The organism is Corynebacterium sp. c8Ua_99, assembly GCF_039907185.1.
Taxonomy (GTDB): Bacteria; Actinomycetota; Actinomycetes; order Mycobacteriales; family Mycobacteriaceae; genus Corynebacterium; species Corynebacterium jeikeium_D.
Map to the genome: position 1 here is coordinate 68,411 of NZ_JASBOG010000003.1, position 19,116 is coordinate 87,526.

Genomic DNA, 19,116 nt, shown 5'->3' on the forward strand with positions numbered 1-19,116 from the left:
GGAAACAACTCTAACTAAGCTGGGCGGTATGAACGACCTGACCATCGCGCCTGGCCCAGGGATCCCCGGGGGTCTGGTCATCGTCGCCGCCGACCTGACGGAGCGGTTCGCGAAGTCGTCGGGACCAGGCGGCCAAGGCGTCAATACTACGGACAGCAAAGTGCAGCTTTCCGTCGATATCGCTACGTGCTCATCGCTTTCCGACGCCCAGCGTCGCCGCGTCCTCCACAACCACGAGCACCGCCTAGACGGCACCGTCCTTACCGTTACCGCATCGACCCAGCGATTGCAGGTACGCAACCGCGCCGAGGCACGCGAACGCATGGCCGCCCTCTTGCGCGAGGCGCTCGCTCCGCCTCCTCCCCCGCGGCGCAGGACCAAGCCGACGCGGAGCTCGGTGCGACGCCGTCTCGAAGCGAAAAAGCGGCGCTCGGAACTCAAGTCCACGCGACGGCGGCCCCAAATTCCCTAGTTCGAACCATCCGCATGCATATCCTCACGCTGACGGACCTGGTTCGGGTAACCGCTACGCTGAGACAGCTTGGACCGGTTGAATCCGCTCGATTTCCGAGAGGATCTTGTCTTCCGCAACGTCCAAGTCATATTGAGTCTGTAACCCGAGCCAGAACTGGGGGCTCATTCCGAAGAACTTAGCCAAGCGAAGAGCAGTGTCCGCGGTTACAGCCCGCTTACCGTGAACAATTTCGTTGATCCGGCGGGGCGGAACGCCGATGGAGACTGCGAGCTTGTGCTGGGTGATCCCCATTTCCTTGAGAAAGTCCTCCATGAGGATCTCACCGGGGTGAACCGGAGGGAGCTTGTCAGTGGTAGTCAACGATCTCAACCTCCTCTGGCCCCGCGGCGGACCAACGAAAACAGATCCGCCACTGGTCGTTGATTCGAATGCTGAACTGACCCCGCCGATCACCTTTCAACGCCTCGAGCCGGTTTCCCGGGGGAATCCGTAACTCATCAAGAGTCTGCGTGTACCCAAGCTGGCGAAGCTTGCGCAGCGCTACTGAGTGAATGCGGGAATCGATCGAGCGAACTCGCTCTCGATTCCACAAACGCTCAGTGTCCTTGTCAGCGAACGACTGGATCATGCTTCACCCTATCCCCCATAACGCGAAGCGTCAATAACGCTACACGTTAAATTTGAACTCCACCACGTTACGAATCGGATCAACCTCTCCCGCCAGGAGACATTGGCTCCAATGAAACCCGCGGCCCTTTCGAGCGCTATCGGTTATAACCGCTCTGAATCCGTTATGGCCTCACTGATGCCGTACGCGCCAAGCTCTAAGAGAGAGTCCAAAACGTCGAGCAACTCCGCTCGGTGGGTACGATCCCGGCACTGCGCTAGCCCACGCACCACCAGTTCACTGATGTAATGCGCATCTCCCGCTGCGCCGGTGCGCATGTCCGCGGTATCGTGCCCGAAGACATCGACGAACCGTTTTGCAGCTCTCAAGACCAGTTCATCGACCTTATCCGGCGCGTACTGTAGCGTGACCAGCAACTGGGGCGTGGCGTGTTCGTAAGCCGGCGAGTCGATCAAAGCCGCGAGTAGTTTAACGAATGGCTGGAGCGGTTGCTCGCGGAGGTGAAGCGCCACAGTAGCCGCTTCCTTACGCACCCCATCCGCCTCGTCGTTCATAAGCCGGGTTAGGGTCGCCGTGGCCAGTTCGACATTCGAAGTGCGATCGACACACTGAACACAGGTTTCAGCGATGCCCTTTCGGGCGTGAAAGTCTCCCGACAGCGCTTGTTTCATAAGATCGGGGCGGTCCCATTCCATCGCCGCGAACGCCGCGACGGCGCCACCAGCCTCACGAGCTTCGGCATCATCCGATGCCAACATGCGCTGAATTACCGGATCTATAACCTCGGGATTCACGTTGCCGATGTAGACCATCAAATGCTGAACAGATCCGGCGGCGAGGAGACGATCGTCAGTATTGATCAGGGTTGAGAACGCCCTCATGACCTCTGGGCGAGCATGCCGTAGCGCGGCGGCGAGGGTGTAGGCAACGCACGAACGGACACTGAGTACCGGATCGCCGGCCATCGCGTTGAGATATGGCGCGACCAGTGCAGTTCTCTTGCCGTCACTGTCGGTGACCAAAAGATCGCCGAGAGCTTCGGCCAAACTCCCTCGTGCCGTGTTGATGCCGTTCAATTGCATATCCACGGCACTTGGTGCGTCCGTTCCATCCCGAACGATCACAGGAGAACAATCGGCCGGATCCAGCGCGTGCACAGCGCTGTCTCTAATCAGTTCGACCAGGTCAAGCGGCACTTCGCGGTAGTATTTTTGTAGCGCCATCCCAAGCCACCGATCATTTTCTGCCTGTCCCAGCGAAGCAATGTGACGGACAGCGTCGAAGATCAGCGGCGCGGTGCTATCGCTCGCATCGGCCTCGCCAAAACCCCTAAGCATCGCACCGGAGTAAGCCGCATTGAACTCTGGGGACAGCCGCAGCGCCAGCCTAGCGAAGCGCTCGGGGTTTGCGGCTACTTGATTGCCCAGCACGCTGGACAATTCATGGGCTCCGCCGGTCAAGGTCGCCCAATTCGTCTTGTCAGTGTCATACTTTGACATAGCCCTCAGCCACTGTGAATCGCTCATTTTCTTTGCGGCACCAAGGCCGATCGGCGAACCGATGGAACCACCGGTAATTCCCTGCGGCTCTGCGGGGGCGTCCTCCCCAAACTTCCGTCGATATTCCCCGAGGAGTCGTTGACCGACCGTAGTAAGCCGCGCTTCTTCCAGGGCGGATAGAAACGTGAAAGCCGAGCGTCCCGAGCCGCAGTTACTCCCCCACTCGCAGGGCAAATCTCGAAACAACTTCTCGAGCCGCTGGTGAATTTCGTCGGACACGTGTGGTGCAATCGCCAGGACAAGCTCCCGTGCAACCCATAGGGAATCGGAGATATAGCCGCAACGGAGACGACGTCCGCCTTCGAGCAAGAGACTCGCCGCCCACCCGGCAAAATGCTCTGCGCCCGCTGACAATGCTCGGTAGAGCAAGAATTGCGATCCGTCGTAGGGATCGAAAGCCAGTTCCTCGAGAAGGAACCGGATCTCCTCAGGGGCGCTCTTTGCCACACACTCCAGCGCTCGGACCGACGCCGCCAGCAGGATGCCATCAAGCCGGTAGCTGCCGAGGTCATCGTCCTTGATGCGAAAGCTGAAGTGCAGATCGCGAATCAGGCCGTCGACGCCAGGCTCGATCGCGGTCCTCGCCATGACTCGTCGGAGATAAGGCACCGTGACCAGCACGAATGCCAACGGTTCAGCATGTGCGGTATACCTAACGAGTTCGGCGGCGCTGTACTCTCGCATGCCGAGCACAGTCACCTTGCCTTCCTCGTTAAGCGTCAGGGCATCCCCGTGATCGATCAGCCGAGCCTGCAACAACTCGATCGCCCAAAGTGGTTCGTGCTTAGGCAGGTTGTGCATCGTTAGCCAAAGTTCATGCTGTGCCCCATCGTAGGCGCCTTCGCGAACTCCTTCGAGCACCAAATCGAACAAATCTCGGTTCTGAAAGACATCCGAAAAACGGCTGACCCAACGCAACCAGCGGTGATATTCCGGCTGGGCCTTGCGGTCCCCTAACAGCTTTGCGATCGATACCGGATGCTCTTTGACCGCACTAGCCATCATATTCAACGCGTGATTCCGCATACCCTCGTTCGGGCCATCGAGCCAAGCAGCAATCTGACCATCCTCAAGGAATCGCCTGAACCACTGTGGTCTACTCAACTGCTGCCAGAGCCGGTCTTCAAAGCCCGGATGTCCCGCGGCGATCCGGACCATCACTTCGGCATCGGCAGTCGTCGGCGCAAGAAGATTAGCTACGACGGCAAGGACTGTCTCCTTTATGTGAAATCGGATGTCGTTAGCGGTAAGTACTGATTCGACCTCGGTATGGAAACGATCCGGCGCTCGCTCGTAAAGATGTTGCAGGACCTGGCGAACCTGGGCACGTCGAAAAAGTGCCTGCTCGTCACGGAGAAGGAATTCAACGAGTGACTCCCCGCGTGACACCCACAGACGTGCGAAGGCGTAGTCGAAAAACGTTTCATGGAAGAACGCGATGCGACCGCCGTCTTGCGCAAGCAAGTGTTCTGAAACGAGGACGTTGGCGTCTTCAATAAGGTCCTCATCGTCCAGAATCTCGATTGGGACAGACAGCGCTTGCAGATCGCTTGCAGCGTTGGCGATCCGACTGACCACGTCGTTGAATCTGACATTCACTCGCCGCGAACGCACTGCTTGTCGCTTGCGCTCCCAAAACGCTTCAAAGAGCGATCCGCGCGAATGGAAGGCCAGCGCGTCAGCCTGAGTCGAAATCGTTTGCAGGAGTACAAGGTGCAGCGGCGTCTGCAGAAGGGCTAGTTGTGATGGATTTAACCGCGCTGGGTCGAGTCCCATTCTTGTCACTGCCGCTTCGACTTCCCCCTTCGACAATCGGTCGACTTCCACCGTTGTTACGTCGGTACGAGACGCAAATGCGCGGATACGGTGATCATTATCGATGTCGAACTGGCGACATGCCATAACAACACGGATTCCGCACACTGACAGTGCTTCGTCGATGAGATCCATAACGACATCGAAACTCTCCGGCATACGTCCGGAGGCAAGACTCACCGCGTCGAGTTGGTCGATAATCAGGAAGGCGTCGCGATCATCAGCCGCCCTCGCCAAAGCGGCTGCGGGAGAGACTTCGAACCCGAACTGATGCCCCAACTCGACAGTCGACGCGAACGGACCACATCGGTCCAATCGTAGCGCCAGCACCTCGGCACCAGCCGATTCAAGAGCGGCAGCAGTTTGTTCGAGAACGGAACTCTTCCCACCTCCCGCCGTACCTGCGACGAGCCCGATCCGATATTTATCAAGCGCCTCCACTAGGTGGGCGACCTCTGCACGCTTAATCGGTGGTTGCAAGAGTTCACGTTCAACGGACTGACGCCAGCTTTTCGTGATCTTAAACACCTGCTGGTGCGACGTCAGATGCGACCCAGGTTCCAGTGGCTTGATGCCCCTTTGAGCGAGAAGAGCAAAAAGTTCAGTTCGAGTCAACCGCTTACCGAGGTTGTCGAGAAGGATATCCCCTATAGCAAGAGATATGAGGTCGCCGCTAGCTCCCCTCAGACTGCACACAGCAAGCATACTGTTCGTGCGGACGATGTCGAGTTCATCTTGAACTAAGAACCGCATTCCGCGAAGTGTGTTCCAGGCCACTTGGGGATTGCCCAGGATTTCGGCCGCCGCCAATTGGTTAAAGACCGGTGTTAGCTCTTTAGAAAGCCAGCAGTCGGTGAATCTCGTTAGATCATCTGACTTGCGAGCACGATCGGACAATTCTTGTAAGGGCCGGCACGGCACCAGGGAGACAAAATGGTAACTTCGGCCCGCCGCCACATGCTCCGCAGCCGCCTCGAAGATCTTTTGATCGGCGAGAGCCTTGACTGTCCAACTGTTACTAGTGCCGTTCTGTCGTTTTAACTGGTGCACTTCGGTAACGAGACCGTCGTCGTAAGTGAACTCGGAACCTCGATTTAGCTCGGCGTCGATGTCTTCCGCAGTCAACGCCCGTCTATCGTCGACGATGCAATATAAGGCATGGCGGATAGCCCATGCGAGCTCGTACCTATTTCCAAGCTTGTCTGTTTCTCCACCAGGTCTAGGCGACATCAGACCTCCGAGATTACTTTCAACGTGGGATGCCGTATGGCGACACTCATAGCAGACTAGTGCAGGCTCGGCCGAGTGTGGGCACCGAGTGTGAGGCACTTGCGTCTATTTAAGTACACTCAAACGACTACGGGCCAAAATGCGATTACAACTAAAAGTAACCCTGTCCAGGAACTACACGTTGAACTTGAATTCAACGGAGTGTCGTCGCTATTTAACGTGTGCGAGGATCATTTCTGGACCCCACCCCACTCGCTGGCATGAACCTTGCACACAGCCACGGCGATGGTCCTAGACGGCCTTGCCGACTGAGCACCCGGCACCTCCATCACAGGCGTTCGTGCTCCCCATATCCTTCGCTCAAGCGGACTGCTATTCCGTAAACCGATGTTGTCACCCCTCCAGGACGGTAGCCTTATCAACCCAGCGAGCCAATAGACTGAAAGCCGCGAGCTGCTCCAACGCGACTTGCTCCTCACCACCGTCGTGTGGAACATGCATCCCGGGATTGCGAATAGCCGCGTACAAGCCCTCTGCAAAGGCGCGGGCGCCCCGATGCAGGTTCTCAAACGTCTTACTGCCATCATTTTCCATAAGCCGAAGGCGCGGCACATTACGCTTCGGATCGTGGAGTGAAAACGCTTCGTTGAAAAGTGCTGTTTCAGATATGTCTAGGCGATTCAGTTTCGCTTGGGTCTCTGCATTGACGCGGATGGCAGCCTGCATCACGGCTTGATGGTAGTGCCCGTGATTCCAGTAACCCTTGCCATTTTCCCACGCCCACGGATGCAGATTGGCTGCGTCTAAGTCTGGCGTGTTCTCTCCGAGCTTTTCAGCGAGTTCAGACCTACGTTCAAGCGCTGTTTTGGCCCGGGCCGCTTGACCCCTCAGCCAGCTATACTCCTTGTCTTGGACCGGGAGTCCTTGTCTCCACGCGGGAAGCACTCGGTCAAGGATCATTTCAACGACATGGGCGCGTGCCGCAGCCTCAGTCGGCGATCCGCTCATAACGGTTCCAAGGTAGGCGATGCCCGGGCCCATGTCGGGGACTACCTTCGCTGTGACTTGCAGGAACGCGTCTATCTCATTAATCGCCCACTCGGGGTCCAGCTCGGCCATGCCTCCATTATGACGTATGGAGCTGACATAGCCGGAGAGAACTGTTCTGATACCCCAACCAGAAACACCCCGCGTTGTTGCAGGCGCGCTGACGCGCGCCCACAATGGAAACCATGAGCGATCCCAACTTCACGATTCGCCAAATCACCTTCGACTGCCACGATCCCTCAAAGCTCGCCGAGTTCTGGTCGGCCGCAACCGGTTGCGAAATCGCCGCGGATTACGGCGATTTCGTGATGGTTGATTCCACCCCGGCGCTGGGATTTCAGCGCGTTGAGGAACCGACGCGCGGCAAAAACCGCATGCACATCGACGTTGGCGGGGCGAAACGCGAAACCTTAGTGGAGCGTCTCAAAGGCTTGGGCGCTACCACACTAGACACCCACGAAGCACCGGGATTGGTGTGGACTGTCATGCAGGACCCAGAGGGCAACGAGTTCTGCGTGGGCGGCCCCGAGGCCTAGCTACACATTGAACTTAAATTCAACGAAGTGGCGAAAGAAGGCTACCTCACTCAGTTGCAAGCGATTCAAGAAGCTAAAAAGTGTGCCACACGGCGTTTTCTGCTCGGAAGGGCGACCTCCGAAGGCCAGATCGCTCCCCGTCACGAAGAGCTGGCACCGCCGAAGTTGCCCTCAAGCCAGATTCTGGCTCATTCTCCCAGTCAGTCGCGAAACGAAAATCAACTCAGCACGGTCCCGACTGCAACTAAAACTGTTCCTGCCGAAACTAAATGCCACCTTCTAACCGCTGGCGAAGCACGACTTCCTCTTCATCGCTGAGCCCAGCGAGTCTTTCACCCTGCTGTTCTTCTTCGAATCGCAGCGCATCCGCCAATGTCTCTTTCAACGGGCGAATCTGCAGGCCCGCTTCGTAGGCTGCGGTGCAATCGAGTAGCGCGATGTTGCGAAACTGTTCACCTGGTACCCACAACGGCAACGATTTTGGGCCCATCCACGGGGTTACATCATTAGCGAGAAGCAGTTCATCAGAGCAAGGTCGCTCAGTAGCCTCCGATGCGGTTAACTCACGCGAAATCTTGAACACATCGGACAAGGAGGTAGCAAACCCCGTAGCATTAAAGGTTCCGAAAGTCCCAACTTCTGCAGACTCAACTATCCAGCCTGCAAGGTCTTTCACATCAATCATAGCGACGGGAAACGCCGGGTCTGGAACGATCACGTTCTCACCCGTGGGATGCGCGAAGCGCCACGGATAGTAACCACTGCGCCCTGTTTCGTCGCCGTAGCCGGCAATCAGACCGGGTCGAACTACCATTACCGACCGATTTGTGCTGCGATAAATCGTTTCGCAAGCAGACTTTGCGGCTGGGTACTGCCCCATGTTCTCCATGTAGTCAATTTCAAGCGGAGCGACTACGGAATCAGACTCGGAAGAAATACTTCCCTGATCCTCATATACGCTGCTCGAAGACACAAATATACGATGCTTGGCCTGGAGTTTCGCCGCCGCATCCCGCGCATGCATCGGCTGACTCGTCAGATCCACAATGGTGTCCCAAGTTTTCCCCGCAACCTCATCATACGCACCGTCACGGTCACGGTCCGAACTCACAAACTCAGCTCCGTTGGGAACCTTCCCGTTACCCCGTGCAAGGCAAGTAACTTGATGTCCTCGCTCGACTGCTGCAGCCGCAATGTGTCCTCCAAGGAAACCGGTACCACCGAGCAATAAAAAGTTCATGACCCTAGTTGTACACGAAACTTTCTCACACGTGACCAGACTTAATCCCAGCGCATCCAAGCTAGATTAAAATGTCAGAACAGGGCTACCCCACTATCTGCCAGGGCCTTTTATTCGGCCCAGCTACACGTTGAATTTGAACTCGACCACGTTCCGTAGCCGAATAACCTCTTGACTGGCACTCCTCCAGCGGGAAGCATGAAGGAATGGATATCGAACGCATCGTCCCCAACCTCACGGTGGCAGACCTCCGCAGAAGCGTCGACGAACACGCTGCGGTCCTCGGTCTCGAGGTGGTCATGGATCACGGCTGGATCGTCACACTCGCCGATTCCAGAGGCTGTCAGCTGAATCTCCTCGCGAAAGATGCCACAGCCCGCGAGAATCCCGATGTCTCAGTCTTCGTCAACGATGTCGAAGCCGCCTACGGTCAAGCTGTCGAGGCAGGTTGCGAGATCGTGCACCCTCTCACGACCGAAGAGTGGGGCGTAACGCGCTTCTTCTACCGCGACGGATCAGGCAACGTCATCAATGTCGGCATGCATTCTCACTGAGCATCGTCGTCGTACGAAGGCGACTAATCGTAGTCACGCGACGCGCAACGCAGTGATCGCGGCAACCTGCGGATGGACTTTAAATCAGCGCCCCAGATCCCCTGCCACACAGCGCTGATCACCAGCCTCGTCCGCACGCTCCTGCCCGGGGTGGCCACCGAGGTCGCCCTAATTCGGTGGCCACCGATGGCTTCACCACCGAGGCCGATGTCGAGGCCTTCGACTGCCTCGGCACTACGGCCGTCTTTTGCGCTCCTCGAGGATCGCGAGACATGGGAGGGCAAGCATGCCCAGGACGACCGGGGTCTGACCACGCGCGGGAACGTGAGCGCCCCGGCTCAAGAACGTCCTCGGGCGGGCCGGTCTCAAGCCCCCGTCCGAGCTGGGTCGTCGCCGACGACACGTACAGGATACGCAGAGGGAGGACAGGCTTCTTGGGAAGCGCTGGAAGGCATCAAGTAGGCCGGCGAGCGCATCTCCGCATGGAGCACGCCCAAGCTTGCCGTCATTGGCTTCCCCAAGGACCCTCCCGGAGGCAGGCTGTGCCCCGCGCGGGCTCCCGGAGGACATGACGATCTTCCTCGACGGCACGCCCGAGCCTCACGCCGTCTTCCTCTACACCGACACAGGCCGTGTTACGGCTTTACCGAGACAGCAGCACCGCGCCGCCGCGCAGCAGTGCTTGCCATCAGCAACGCTGAACCGAGCACAGGAGCGCTGAGCTTGGCCTGCTAACAACCCCGTGCATCATCGCCGCGACAAGCAGTCCAGATGCCGCCGCACCAGCATCCGTGCCCGCGCGAGCGGCATCCGCTGAGGTTCCGCGGCTCGCGCGACGGCGATGCCGTCGAGAACAGCGAGGAGATGAGACGCCTCGTCTACCGGATTGAGCGTGGGGTACAGCTCAGCGATGACATCCGCGAGATACTCCTCCGTTCGGGACCACGCCACGGCGAAGGCATCGGCCACGGGCCCGGGCCGCGTCGCCTTCGCCGCGTACCAGAGCCACACGGTGGACGCCGTCGTATCGTCCCCGGTCCCCTCCGGTGGCGGCGACGCGTTCGCCAAGAGCTCGCAGAAGGCGACGAATGCCGCGAACGTTCCGCCCTCGACGAGAGCTCGGTGGGTGAGGGCATCAGCGCGTGCCGTGAACTGTTCCGTCACGCGCTCAGACGCCGCGACGAGCAGTGCATTCTTCGTCGCGTAATGATGCTGAACCGCACCGATGGAGAGCCCGGCCTCCGACGCCACCTTGCGCACCGACAACCCATCCAAGCCATCCCGCACGAGGACGCGCACCGCCGCATCCACCACGAGCTGGGCGCCGACTGCCTGTGCACGTCGAACACGTCGACGATCGCTGCTAGCATCTACCATACGATCGTATTTTAGAGGAGGCTCGTATGAAGCGGTACCGCGTCGGCGCGATGGCCTGGGCGCTCAGCGCACTGGTGATTCCGATTCAGTTGTTCGTGGCGCTGGGCTGGCCAGATCGCTACTCGCTCTCTCGCAACACAATCAGCGATCTCGGTGTGACCACCTGCGGGGAGTACTCCGAACTCGGTCAGCAGATACGTCAGGTGTGCTCGCCGGAACACGCGGTCTTCAACATCGGCATGGTCGCATCCGGGGCTCTGGTCCTGCTCGGCGCGGTTGTCCTGCATGGATACTGGGCTCGGCTCGCCGGCCAGGCCGGAACCATCCTGATGGCGATCGCCGGAGCCTCGGTCATCGGCGTCGGCCTTCTCCCCTGGGACGTGTCGCCCGCAGCCCACGACGGCTTCGCCCTGCTTCAAGCCGCCGCGCAGTGGATCGCCATGGCGCTCATCGCCGTCGCCGCCGGGCCGGGCAGTTTCCGGAAGGTCACGGCCGCGGTCGTGATCCTCTCCGTCGCAAGCTTCATCATGTTCGTCGCAGCACTGGATGGGTACGAGATGCCTTGGATCGGGCTCGGCGGTGCCGAGCGGCTCTCCTTCGACTCGCTGACGCTCTGGACCGCGCTGACCGGCGTTGCGCTCATGAGGGCTCACAAGCCGTCCGCTTAGGTGCGGGAGCGGGCCTCTCTGCGACGGCCATGCGACAGCACTGCTGTCTCGATGTGTGGGCCCTCCGCTGAGAACCGGACATGAGCTTTCGGCTAAACGTTAAACTTAAACTCCACCACGTCACCGTCGTGCATGATGTAGTCCTTGCCCTCCTGGCGGACCTTGCCCTTGGCCTTCGCTTCAGCGATTGAGCCGGCCTCAACCAAGTCATTGAAGGACACAATTTCAGCCTTAATGAAGCCACGCTCGAAATCAGTGTGAATCACGCCGGCAGCCTGCGGGGCCGTAGCACCCTTCGGAATGGTCCAGGCGCGAGACTCCTTCGGGCCAGCGGTCAGGTAAGTCTGCAGACCAAGAGTGCGGAAACCAGCGCGAGCAAGCGAATGCAGACCCGGCTCGGTCTGGCCAATTTCAGCCAGGAGCTCATTGCGGGATTCCTCATCCAGCTCCAGAAGGTCCGACTCAGCCTTGGCGTCGAGGAACACACAGTCCGCCGGTTCCACAGCAGCGGCCAGATCCGCGCGGCGGTTCTCGTCGGCAAGCACTTCCTCGTCAGCGTTGAAGACGTAGAGGAACGGCTTTGCGGTGAGCAAGTGCAGCTCGCGCAGAGCGGAGAGCTTCACATCATCGGAAGCAGCGAAGAGAGTGCGTCCCTCTTCCAGCACAGCGAGAGCCTGCTTGACGGCTTCAACCTCACCGACCTTTTCCTTATCCTTCTTGGCTTCCTTTTCCAGACGCGGCAGCGCCTTCTCAATAGTCTGGATATCAGCCAGGATGAGCTCGGTTTCAATCACACCGATGTCAGAGGCCGGGTCAACCTTGCCGTCGACATGCACAACGTCATCATCATTGAAGACACGGACGACCTGACAGATAGCGTCAGCCTCGCGGATGTTGGCGAGGAACTTGTTACCAAGACCTTCGCCCTCCGATGCACCCTTGACGATGCCGGCGATGTCCACAAACGACACCGTAGCCGGAAGAATACGCTCGGAGCCGTAAATTTCGGCGAGCTTATTCAAACGGGGATCGGGAAGCTCCACAACGCCGACGTTCGGCTCGATGGTGGCGAACGGATAATTCGCAGCCAGCACATCGTTGCGTGTCAAGGCGTTAAACAGGGTTGACTTTCCGACATTGGGCAGACCGACGATTCCAAGTGTAAGACTCACATTGCTCATCTTACGGCTCGGGGAGAAAGATTTGAACTCGCCCTAACTTCGTGAAGTTGCCCCCTATCCCCTCCGAACCCCCATAATGAATACGTGAGCAATAAACCCAATGAAGGCGAAGAGTGGACTGCGCAGTCCGAAAAAGACGCTATCGATCACGTAATGGGATCGGAGCCTCTGCGTATAGAACAGTCTCTGTCTATCCCCTCCGACGCCCATAAGTCAGCGGCAACGCAACCGGATCTGCCGGAAGATGCTGAAAACCTCGATGAGCTTATGAGCGAAAATGACTCCGAGTCCATCGACCGCGCCGACGTCATTGGCGAGGGCGCCCGATGGTTCGCAGGTTGGTGCCTGCGTTTCCTCATCACCGCAGCGGCGCTGTATGTCAGCGCTATGATTCTGGGAAAGATTTGGGCTGGCGTTCTGCCGATTCTGCTGGCTCTGATTGTCTCCACGGTGCTGGCTCCGCCCGCCGTGTTCCTGATGAAACACCGCTGGCCCCGCGCACTCTCCGCACTGACGGTCATCCTAGGCGCGCTGGCGCTGCTTGGCGGCGTCGTCGCGTTCCTCGCACCGACTGTGCAGTCGCAGTTCCCAGAATTGCGTCGCCAGTTCACCGACGGCATTCAAGAAGTCCAGAACATCATTCAGGCACCGCCATTTAACGTCAAGGATGAACAAATCCTCGACGCTCTGGACCAGGGTTCCCAATGGCTCCAGGAGCGCTCCGGCGATATCGCCAACACAGTCTTCCAAGGCATCTCGGTGGTCTCTTCGGTCGCCGTAACCTTGATGGCAATGCTGGTGCTGACGTTCTTCTTCATCAAGGACGGCCAGGACTTCCTGCCATGGCTCCGCCGCCTGACCGGACGTCGCCTCGGCTGGCATCTCACGGAGGTACTCACCCGCTCCTGGAACACGCTGTCGGGCTACATCCGCACGCAGGCTATCGTTTCGCTTATCGACGCGGTCTTCATCGGTGCCGGTCTTGCGATTTTGAATGTGCCGCTGGCAATGGTCCTGGCCGTGGTGACTTTCTTCGCTGGCTTCATTCCTATTGTCGGCGCGTTCACCGCCGGCTTCATTGCGGTGGTTGTCGCACTTGTTGCCAACGGCCTGACCACAGCAATCTTTGTCTTGCTCATCATCATTGCCGTCCAGCAGATTGAGGGCAACATCCTCTCGCCGATTCTGCAGTCCAAGGCTATGGACCTGCACGCCGCAATCGTCCTGTTGGTGGTTCTGCTCGGTGGCGGTATCTTCGGCATCATCGGCGCTTTCCTGGCTGTGCCAGTCACTGCAGTCGTCGCGGTCTGGTTCCGCTACCTCGGCGACCTCACGGATTTGCGAACGGGTGACAAGACCGCAAAGGACATCGAGTTCGCCACGGATGCCGGATCAATCTCCGGCATTCAGATTGAAGCTGCCGGCCGTGCGATGCGCGACCGACTGGCTTCGTTCCGTCTGGGCAGTGATGACTCCGACAGCTCCGCGGAGAGCGCTGTGAAGGCAGATGCTCGCACCGCCGGTAAAGTTTCCCCCGATGCTGGTCCGACCAAGCAGGAAGAGGGAGCGATGACCAAGGCCTTCCACAAGGTCACTGAAGTCGTCTCCGGGCCTTTCTCTAAGAAAAACAAGTAGGGCGAGATTCCAAGACACGGGCAGGCTCTTATACCGGGCTTGCCCGTTTTTATCACTAATAACCGGTAGGATACGCATTCGTGTCGAACAGATCAGCAATAACCCGTAAAGGCAGTGGGAACAAACCCCTGCTTCCACGCGTGCCAATGTTTGTGCCGCCGTTGCTGATGCTTCTGGCCGGCGTTTTTGGTTTGCTCTTTTCTGTTCCCAACGGTTCGCTTGGCAAGCCCTACTTCATTGCTTTTGCCGTGGCTGCTGTGGCCGGAACACTGTTGGTGGTTCCTCGCGGTCTGGTAGTTACCGTCGCTCAAATCCCTATTTTGTTCGCGCTTGTCACCTTTTTCACAGCGTGGTTTACCGGTTCTCTCGCCGATCCCGAAAATGGTGGCGCGACCGCGACGACCTCTAAACGCGCTCGCCTGGTGACCTCCGCATATCCCATCATCCAGCAGTTCCCGTGGCTGCTGATCTTGATGATTATCTGTGTCATCATCGCAGTGTGGCGTTACCTCGAAATCACCCGCACCCAGGAGAAATCCCTCAACACCCAGCGCAAGGCCGCTAAACAACGCCAGCACCGTGACGAAGTCGCTGTCGAATCCAGCTCTCAGGTTCGCCGTCGTCTCGCCGAATCTGATCGCCGCGTCGCCTCTCGCTCTCAGGAACGTCCTGCTTCACGACGTCCCGCTGCGGACATTATCCGAGATGCCGAAGCTCGCCGCCAGGCGCGCCAGCAGGCTGCACGCTCTCGGCAGGAGACTTCTCGTTCTGGTGCCCGACCGGCAGCGAGCGCCAGCTCGGCATCGCGCAACGCCGAGCAACTGCGTGAGCGACCAGTTGACCGCTCTAGGGAGCGTGCCCAGCAGCGCTCGAATTTCGCACAGCGGGTCCAGCAGCCAACATCCCGTTGGCAGTCTCGCCCGCATCCGGGCCAGGCGCAGTTCACTCAGGATTCCACTTCGCCAAACTCGACCAGACAGCAGCCTCATCGTCCGATTGAACGGCCAAACGCACCGCAGCGGCCGAAGCAGGAGTTTCCCCGTCGTCAAGCGGCAGGAACGGCACGGATGTGGGGAGAACAGTCTTCGCCGGAGTCCCGGTCCGAAAAGCCTCGACAGAGCCCCGCACGCCAAGTAGGCAACCACCGCCGCACCGAGGAGTGGCCACCGCGACAGCAGCGCCCTCGCCAGGAGCGCATAACCGGGCGCGATAGCAGGTCTCGTTACCGCAAGTAGCTCGGGCTTGCACCTTACCGTCACAGTTGCCCACAGGCAGATTTAGCCTGTGGGCAACGTGCGTTTATAAGCAGGACGATCCGCCCCATCGTGTAAGTGTTGATGTATGTCGAAATTGGAAACGTCGGCCGAGAAACCGGTTCAGGTTCGGCGCCTGAACCAGTTAGTCAAGGACTATATTGAGCGCCTTGGACAGATTTGGGTCGAGGGGGAAATCGCCCAGGTCAACTCCAAGCCGAGCTGGAAGCTCTCCTACATCACTCTGCGTGACACCTCCGCGGAGTTTTCGGTATCGGTGACTTGTTCTACGGCGGCTCTCCGCAATAATCCGTTGCGCAACGGCGACCGCGTAGTGGTTTTGGGCAAGCCTGCGTTTTATGCCGGGCGGGGGCAGTTTTCCCTGTGGGCTACGGAGTGGAGGCCCGTAGGTTTGGGGCAACTGTTGGCACGGTTGGAGCAGCTGCGCCAGGCACTAGCGGCGGAAGGCCTCTTTGATCCACGGCTGAAACGCCCTCTGCCCTACCTCCCCAACAAGATCGGGTTGATTACCGGTCGCGGTTCGGCAGCTGAACGCGATGTGCTTTCGGTCGCGGGTGCCCGCTGGCCCGAAGTGGATTTCCGGGTAATCAACACAATTGTGCAGGGCGCCAAGGCTGTTCCGGAGATTATTGAAGCGCTGGCACAGCTCGACGCCGACCCGGAGGTCGATGTCATCATCGTCGCCCGTGGCGGTGGCAGTGTCGAAGATTTGCTGCCTTTTTCAGATGAGGCGCTGATTCGTGCGGTGAGTAAGGCGACAACACCGGTGGTTTCTGCAATCGGGCACGAGCCGGATACTCCGCTGTTGGATTACGTCGCTGATTTACGTGCTGCCACACCGACGGATGCAGCCAAGAAAACAGTGCCCGATGCTGCTGAGGAACGCCGCCTCATTGCACAGCTTCGTGAGCGCTCCTCGGCATCCCTGCGGCGATGGGTTGACCGTGAAGTAGCTACTCTGAGGGATTTAACGTCGCGGCCGGTACTGCGCGATCCGCTCACTCCCATCCGCGTGCGTGAAGAGTTTGTCACGGCGCAAGTGGATCGGCTGCGTTTTCTCATCCACCGCAGTCTGGAACGCGAGGAGGCAGTGGTATCGGGATTGCGCGGCAAGGTTTCAGCACTTGGCCCCTCTGCCACACTCGCTCGCGGCTATGCCATCGTGCAGGCACAATCGGCTACTCAGCCGGAACCACAGATTGTGACCTCTATTGCAGATGCTCCGATGGGTTCCCAACTGCGAATTCGCGTCAGTGACGGCTCCATCTCTGCAGCGACGCTAGCTACGAAGCCGGCGAATTAGTAAGCAATGACTTTTCCAACCTTGAAGCTTTAACTACTAAATGTGAAGGACGTATTCGCTAATGAATGACAATGTTTTCGGCGCGGGTCAGGCTCCCTCTTCGGAGGAACAGGTACCGGTGGAGAACCTGAGCTACGAGCAGGCTCGAGATGCGCTGGTCGAGACCGTCAAGCTCCTAGAACTCGGACAGATGAGCCTGGATGAATCCCTGGCGCTGTGGGAGCGAGGCGAGGCGCTGGCCCGCCGCTGCGAGGAGCATTTGGCTGGCGCCCGGGCAAAGGTTGAAGCCGCCTTGGCCAGCAAGAATCAGGATGTCTCGGCTTCTGCCGAGAATGTGGGCGATGAGGACTAAAAAGAGACGAGAAACGATCGTCGGTTCATATCGTTTCTCGTCTCTTCGCTGATAGCTGAGTTCAGCTATTTTATGGCTCTAGTCGGGATTACCACTCCAGGTGAGTGCTCGACTCGGCCTACTTTGCTGGTGCCGACGGCATCTCGGACGCAGTCGGCTGCGGCTGTGACGAATCCGGCATTGTCGCGTCCGGATCGATTGGCTCGGCCTTCTGCATAGCCGCCGCCAACTGTGTGAACTCCTCGTCGTTGGCAGTGCCCTCGATAATTGCGCGGGAGTCACCGAGGTCCCCAACCCATACGCGACGCACGTTGTCCTCAGCCGGCTCATACTTAGTCCAGGTTGTACCTTCCACGTCAGTAGTACCGTCCCGGAGACGGTTCTTACCATCATCCGGCAGCTGACCTGCTTCCGCATCTGTTTGCGTGACCTGAATGAATGCTCCGCTAGCGGTGACATAGCCAATAATGGTCGTCTGCTTCCCCGCCGCCATACCCGCGCGGGTCGAGTTTGAAGTCCAGCCCTCAGGCACCTTCGGCAGGCGAACTGGATAGTCCACGCGCCGAGCCTCCACGTTCACGAATGGGGCAGCATCGACTTCGTGCACCGGACCGTTTTCCGGCTTCCCGGGGTTAAAACTGCACAGGCCGGTAAAGCCAATGGTGACAGCCACCGCAAGAAACATCACCACGAGGGTGAGAATCATGTCTCGACTGTCCTGCAAAATCCTAGGTTTCTCATTCGCCACGCGCTCAAGTATGCCAAAGGCCCCGCAACGAACCTAGTCATCATTCGCACCCGCACAGCTGCAGCTAGCAATACTTGATGACGGACGCTGTCGACGTCGTCAAGCGAACTGACACCGGAACAAACTTTTGATAACCGCGTGATGTGGGGGTTTAGCCCTGAAACTCCCCCCACTTTGGCGCTGCGTCCACCCCCGAACACCAAAAAGGTGGAACACTAGTAACAGATGCAAAGGCGCTAAAACTGATGCGCCAAACATCAATCAATAGAAATTGTTGCAACGCTAAACCCCAGTTTCCTGGCGTGGCGTCTCCCAGCACATTCTCAAACCTCAAAAGAGTTCTCAAAAACCACGGAAGGGCCAGAAGTCAATGAACGCCTCGAATCCTGAAGCACCAGATCGCAACCTTGCGATGGAGCTCGTCCGAGTTACTGAGTCCGCTGCACTGGCAGCTGGTCAGTGGGTCGGTCGTGGTCAGAAGGAAAAGGGCGACGGCGCTGCCGTCGATGCCATGCGTCAGCTCATCAACACCGTGGCTATGAACGGTGTCGTTGTTATTGGCGAGGGCGAAAAGGACGAAGCCCCGATGCTGTTCAACGGCGAAAAGGTCGGCAACGGCCAAGGCCCGGCCGTTGACATCGCGGTTGACCCGATTGACGGCACGACTCTGATGGCAGAGGGCCGCCCGAACTCTATCGCTGTTCTTGCTGCTGCAGACCGCGGCTCCATGTACGACCCGTCGGCTGTGTTCTACATGGATAAGATTGCTGTTGGCCCGGAGGCTGCCGGCAAGATTGACATCGAGGCTCCAGTTGAGCACAACATCAAGGTCGTTGCTAAGGCCAAGGGGCTGCGTCCGGAAGATGTCACTGTTGTCGTGCTGGATCGCCCGCGCCACGCTGACATGATTCGTGACATCCGCGAAGCTGGCGCCAAGGTTCGACTGATTGGCGATGGTGACGTTGCTGGCGCTGTTGCCGCAGCTCAGAACACGAACTCGGTCGATATCATGATGGGCGTCGGCGGCACCCCAGAAGGTGTCATCACCGCATGCGCCATGAAGTGTATGGGCGGCGAAATCCAGGGCAAACTGCACCCGCGCGATGAGGCCGAAATTAAGAAGGCTCTCGACGCTGGGCACGATCTTTCTCGTGTTCTGACCACCGATGACCTGGTCGCATCCGACAACTGCTACTTCGTTGCCACTGGTGTCACCAACGGTGACATGCTGCGCGGTGTCGCTTACCGCGGTAACGGCGCGTGGACCCGCTCGCTGGTTATGCGCTCCAAGTCCGGCACCATTCGTCGCATCGAGGCTTTCCACTCCCTGGAGAAGCTGCGCAAGTACGCCAGCATCGACTACGGCAAGGGCGAGATGCCTGACATCGATCTGTAAGTAACTACCCCTTTAGTGGTGCCCTCAGGGCACCACTTTTTTAACAAACTGATTCATACTTGAAGACGAATGCGCTAACGGTTCTGCATCGCATGAAA

General features: G+C 58.6%; 18 protein-coding genes. 10 read left to right on the forward strand and 8 right to left on the reverse strand.

Features of this window, described 5'->3' with window-relative positions; genetic code table 11:
- The first annotated feature begins 28 nt into the window (after positions 1 to 28).
- Positions 29 to 472, forward strand: coding sequence for an alternative ribosome rescue aminoacyl-tRNA hydrolase ArfB (gene arfB / locus QKE19_RS02845; protein WP_010187974.1), 444 nt, complete (start codon positions 29 to 31; stop codon positions 470 to 472).
- A gap of 54 nt (positions 473 to 526) precedes the next feature.
- Here arfB and QKE19_RS02850 read toward each other — a convergent pair whose 3' ends face one another.
- From QKE19_RS02850 to QKE19_RS02865, 4 genes are all read right to left on the reverse strand, one after another.
- The gene (locus QKE19_RS02850; RefSeq protein WP_049189394.1) at positions 527 to 787 is read right to left on the reverse strand and encodes a HigA family addiction module antitoxin; all 261 of its coding nucleotides are present in this window, start codon (positions 785 to 787) and stop codon (positions 527 to 529) included.
- A 34-nt stretch (positions 788 to 821) separates the two neighbouring features.
- Entirely contained in the window at positions 822 to 1,103 is a 282-nt protein-coding gene (locus QKE19_RS02855) for a type II toxin-antitoxin system RelE/ParE family toxin (protein ID WP_049189367.1), read from the reverse strand.
- 143 nt (positions 1,104 to 1,246) lie between these two features.
- Positions 1,247 to 5,602: an ATP-binding protein gene (locus QKE19_RS02860; RefSeq protein ID WP_347890333.1), complete on the reverse strand. Its 4,356-nt coding sequence runs from the start codon at positions 5,600 to 5,602 to the stop codon at positions 1,247 to 1,249.
- 498 nt (positions 5,603 to 6,100) lie between these two features.
- The gene (locus QKE19_RS02865) at positions 6,101 to 6,826 is read right to left on the reverse strand and encodes a TIGR02391 family protein (protein WP_347890334.1); all 726 of its coding nucleotides are present in this window, start codon (positions 6,824 to 6,826) and stop codon (positions 6,101 to 6,103) included.
- A gap of 113 nt (positions 6,827 to 6,939) precedes the next feature.
- Between QKE19_RS02865 and QKE19_RS02870 the strand changes: the two genes are divergently transcribed.
- The gene (locus tag QKE19_RS02870) at positions 6,940 to 7,290 is read left to right on the forward strand and encodes a VOC family protein (protein ID WP_347890335.1); all 351 of its coding nucleotides are present in this window, start codon (positions 6,940 to 6,942) and stop codon (positions 7,288 to 7,290) included.
- Between the two features lie 265 nt (positions 7,291 to 7,555).
- Here QKE19_RS02870 and QKE19_RS02875 read toward each other — a convergent pair whose 3' ends face one another.
- Entirely contained in the window at positions 7,556 to 8,530 is a 975-nt protein-coding gene (locus QKE19_RS02875) for an NAD-dependent epimerase/dehydratase family protein (protein ID WP_347890336.1), read from the reverse strand.
- A 206-nt stretch (positions 8,531 to 8,736) separates the two neighbouring features.
- Between QKE19_RS02875 and QKE19_RS02880 the strand changes: the two genes are divergently transcribed.
- Together QKE19_RS02880 and QKE19_RS02885 are read left to right on the forward strand one after the other, a co-directional pair.
- Complete coding sequence (locus tag QKE19_RS02880; protein ID WP_347890337.1) at positions 8,737 to 9,084, forward strand: VOC family protein; 348 nt, start codon at positions 8,737 to 8,739, stop codon at positions 9,082 to 9,084.
- Between the two features lie 508 nt (positions 9,085 to 9,592).
- Positions 9,593 to 9,805 (forward strand): hypothetical protein, encoded by a 213-nt coding sequence (locus QKE19_RS02885; RefSeq protein ID WP_347890338.1) that lies wholly within the window; start codon positions 9,593 to 9,595, stop codon positions 9,803 to 9,805.
- A 26-nt stretch (positions 9,806 to 9,831) separates the two neighbouring features.
- On the opposite strand, the gene QKE19_RS02890 is transcribed toward QKE19_RS02885, so the two are convergent.
- A complete protein-coding gene (locus tag QKE19_RS02890; protein ID WP_083321929.1) occupies positions 9,832 to 10,461 on the reverse strand; it encodes a TetR/AcrR family transcriptional regulator in 630 nt (209 codons plus the stop codon).
- Between the two features lie 26 nt (positions 10,462 to 10,487).
- Here QKE19_RS02890 and QKE19_RS02895 point away from each other — a divergent pair, with 26 nt between their 5' ends.
- Positions 10,488 to 11,129 (forward strand): DUF998 domain-containing protein, encoded by a 642-nt coding sequence (locus tag QKE19_RS02895; RefSeq protein WP_070834065.1) that lies wholly within the window; start codon positions 10,488 to 10,490, stop codon positions 11,127 to 11,129.
- A 92-nt stretch (positions 11,130 to 11,221) separates the two neighbouring features.
- Here QKE19_RS02895 and ychF read toward each other — a convergent pair whose 3' ends face one another.
- Entirely contained in the window at positions 11,222 to 12,301 is a 1,080-nt protein-coding gene (gene ychF / locus QKE19_RS02900; protein ID WP_042389448.1) for a redox-regulated ATPase YchF, read from the reverse strand.
- Between the two features lie 93 nt (positions 12,302 to 12,394).
- Here ychF and QKE19_RS02905 point away from each other — a divergent pair, with 93 nt between their 5' ends.
- From QKE19_RS02905 to QKE19_RS02920, 4 genes are all read left to right on the forward strand, one after another.
- Entirely contained in the window at positions 12,395 to 13,945 is a 1,551-nt protein-coding gene (locus tag QKE19_RS02905; RefSeq protein WP_070595525.1) for an AI-2E family transporter, read from the forward strand.
- 146 nt (positions 13,946 to 14,091) lie between these two features.
- Complete coding sequence (locus tag QKE19_RS02910; protein WP_256881192.1) at positions 14,092 to 15,180, forward strand: DUF6542 domain-containing protein; 1,089 nt, start codon at positions 14,092 to 14,094, stop codon at positions 15,178 to 15,180.
- Positions 15,181 to 15,286: 106 nt separating this feature from the next.
- Positions 15,287 to 16,522, forward strand: a complete 1,236-nt coding sequence (xseA, locus tag QKE19_RS02915) for an exodeoxyribonuclease VII large subunit (protein ID WP_016423170.1) — start codon at positions 15,287 to 15,289, stop codon at positions 16,520 to 16,522.
- Positions 16,523 to 16,583: 61 nt separating this feature from the next.
- Positions 16,584 to 16,874 (forward strand): exodeoxyribonuclease VII small subunit, encoded by a 291-nt coding sequence (locus tag QKE19_RS02920; protein ID WP_005510689.1) that lies wholly within the window; start codon positions 16,584 to 16,586, stop codon positions 16,872 to 16,874.
- A gap of 118 nt (positions 16,875 to 16,992) precedes the next feature.
- On the opposite strand, the gene QKE19_RS02925 is transcribed toward QKE19_RS02920, so the two are convergent.
- A complete protein-coding gene (locus tag QKE19_RS02925; RefSeq protein WP_005510716.1) occupies positions 16,993 to 17,622 on the reverse strand; it encodes a DUF4245 domain-containing protein in 630 nt (209 codons plus the stop codon).
- Positions 17,623 to 17,992: 370 nt separating this feature from the next.
- Between QKE19_RS02925 and glpX the strand changes: the two genes are divergently transcribed.
- Entirely contained in the window at positions 17,993 to 19,018 is a 1,026-nt protein-coding gene (gene glpX / locus QKE19_RS02930; protein ID WP_005510610.1) for a class II fructose-bisphosphatase, read from the forward strand.
- Positions 19,019 to 19,116: the final 98 nt, after the last annotated feature.

Excerpts from the sequence above, each read along its gene's own strand:
- glpX (WP_005510610.1), top strand. The coding sequence starts at position 17,993 with ATGAACGCCTCGAATCCTGAAGCACCAGATCGCAACCTTGCGATGGAG.
- QKE19_RS02920 (WP_005510689.1), top strand. The coding sequence starts at position 16,584 with ATGAATGACAATGTTTTCGGCGCGGGTCAGGCTCCCTCTTCGGAGGAA.
- QKE19_RS02850 (WP_049189394.1), bottom strand. The coding sequence starts at position 787 with ATGGAGGACTTTCTCAAGGAAATGGGGATCACCCAGCACAAGCTCGCA.
- QKE19_RS02865 (WP_347890334.1), bottom strand. The coding sequence starts at position 6,826 with ATGGCCGAGCTGGACCCCGAGTGGGCGATTAATGAGATAGACGCGTTC.
- QKE19_RS02870 (WP_347890335.1), top strand. The coding sequence starts at position 6,940 with ATGAGCGATCCCAACTTCACGATTCGCCAAATCACCTTCGACTGCCAC.
- QKE19_RS02855 (WP_049189367.1), bottom strand. The coding sequence starts at position 1,103 with ATGATCCAGTCGTTCGCTGACAAGGACACTGAGCGTTTGTGGAATCGA.
- QKE19_RS02910 (WP_256881192.1), top strand. The coding sequence starts at position 14,092 with ATGTTTGTGCCGCCGTTGCTGATGCTTCTGGCCGGCGTTTTTGGTTTG.
- QKE19_RS02880 (WP_347890337.1), top strand. The coding sequence starts at position 8,737 with ATGGATATCGAACGCATCGTCCCCAACCTCACGGTGGCAGACCTCCGC.
- QKE19_RS02875 (WP_347890336.1), bottom strand. The coding sequence starts at position 8,530 with ATGAACTTTTTATTGCTCGGTGGTACCGGTTTCCTTGGAGGACACATT.
- QKE19_RS02890 (WP_083321929.1), bottom strand. The coding sequence starts at position 10,461 with ATGGTAGATGCTAGCAGCGATCGTCGACGTGTTCGACGTGCACAGGCA.
- xseA (WP_016423170.1), top strand. The coding sequence starts at position 15,287 with ATGTCGAAATTGGAAACGTCGGCCGAGAAACCGGTTCAGGTTCGGCGC.
- QKE19_RS02895 (WP_070834065.1), top strand. The coding sequence starts at position 10,488 with ATGAAGCGGTACCGCGTCGGCGCGATGGCCTGGGCGCTCAGCGCACTG.
- arfB (WP_010187974.1), top strand. The coding sequence starts at position 29 with ATGAACGACCTGACCATCGCGCCTGGCCCAGGGATCCCCGGGGGTCTG.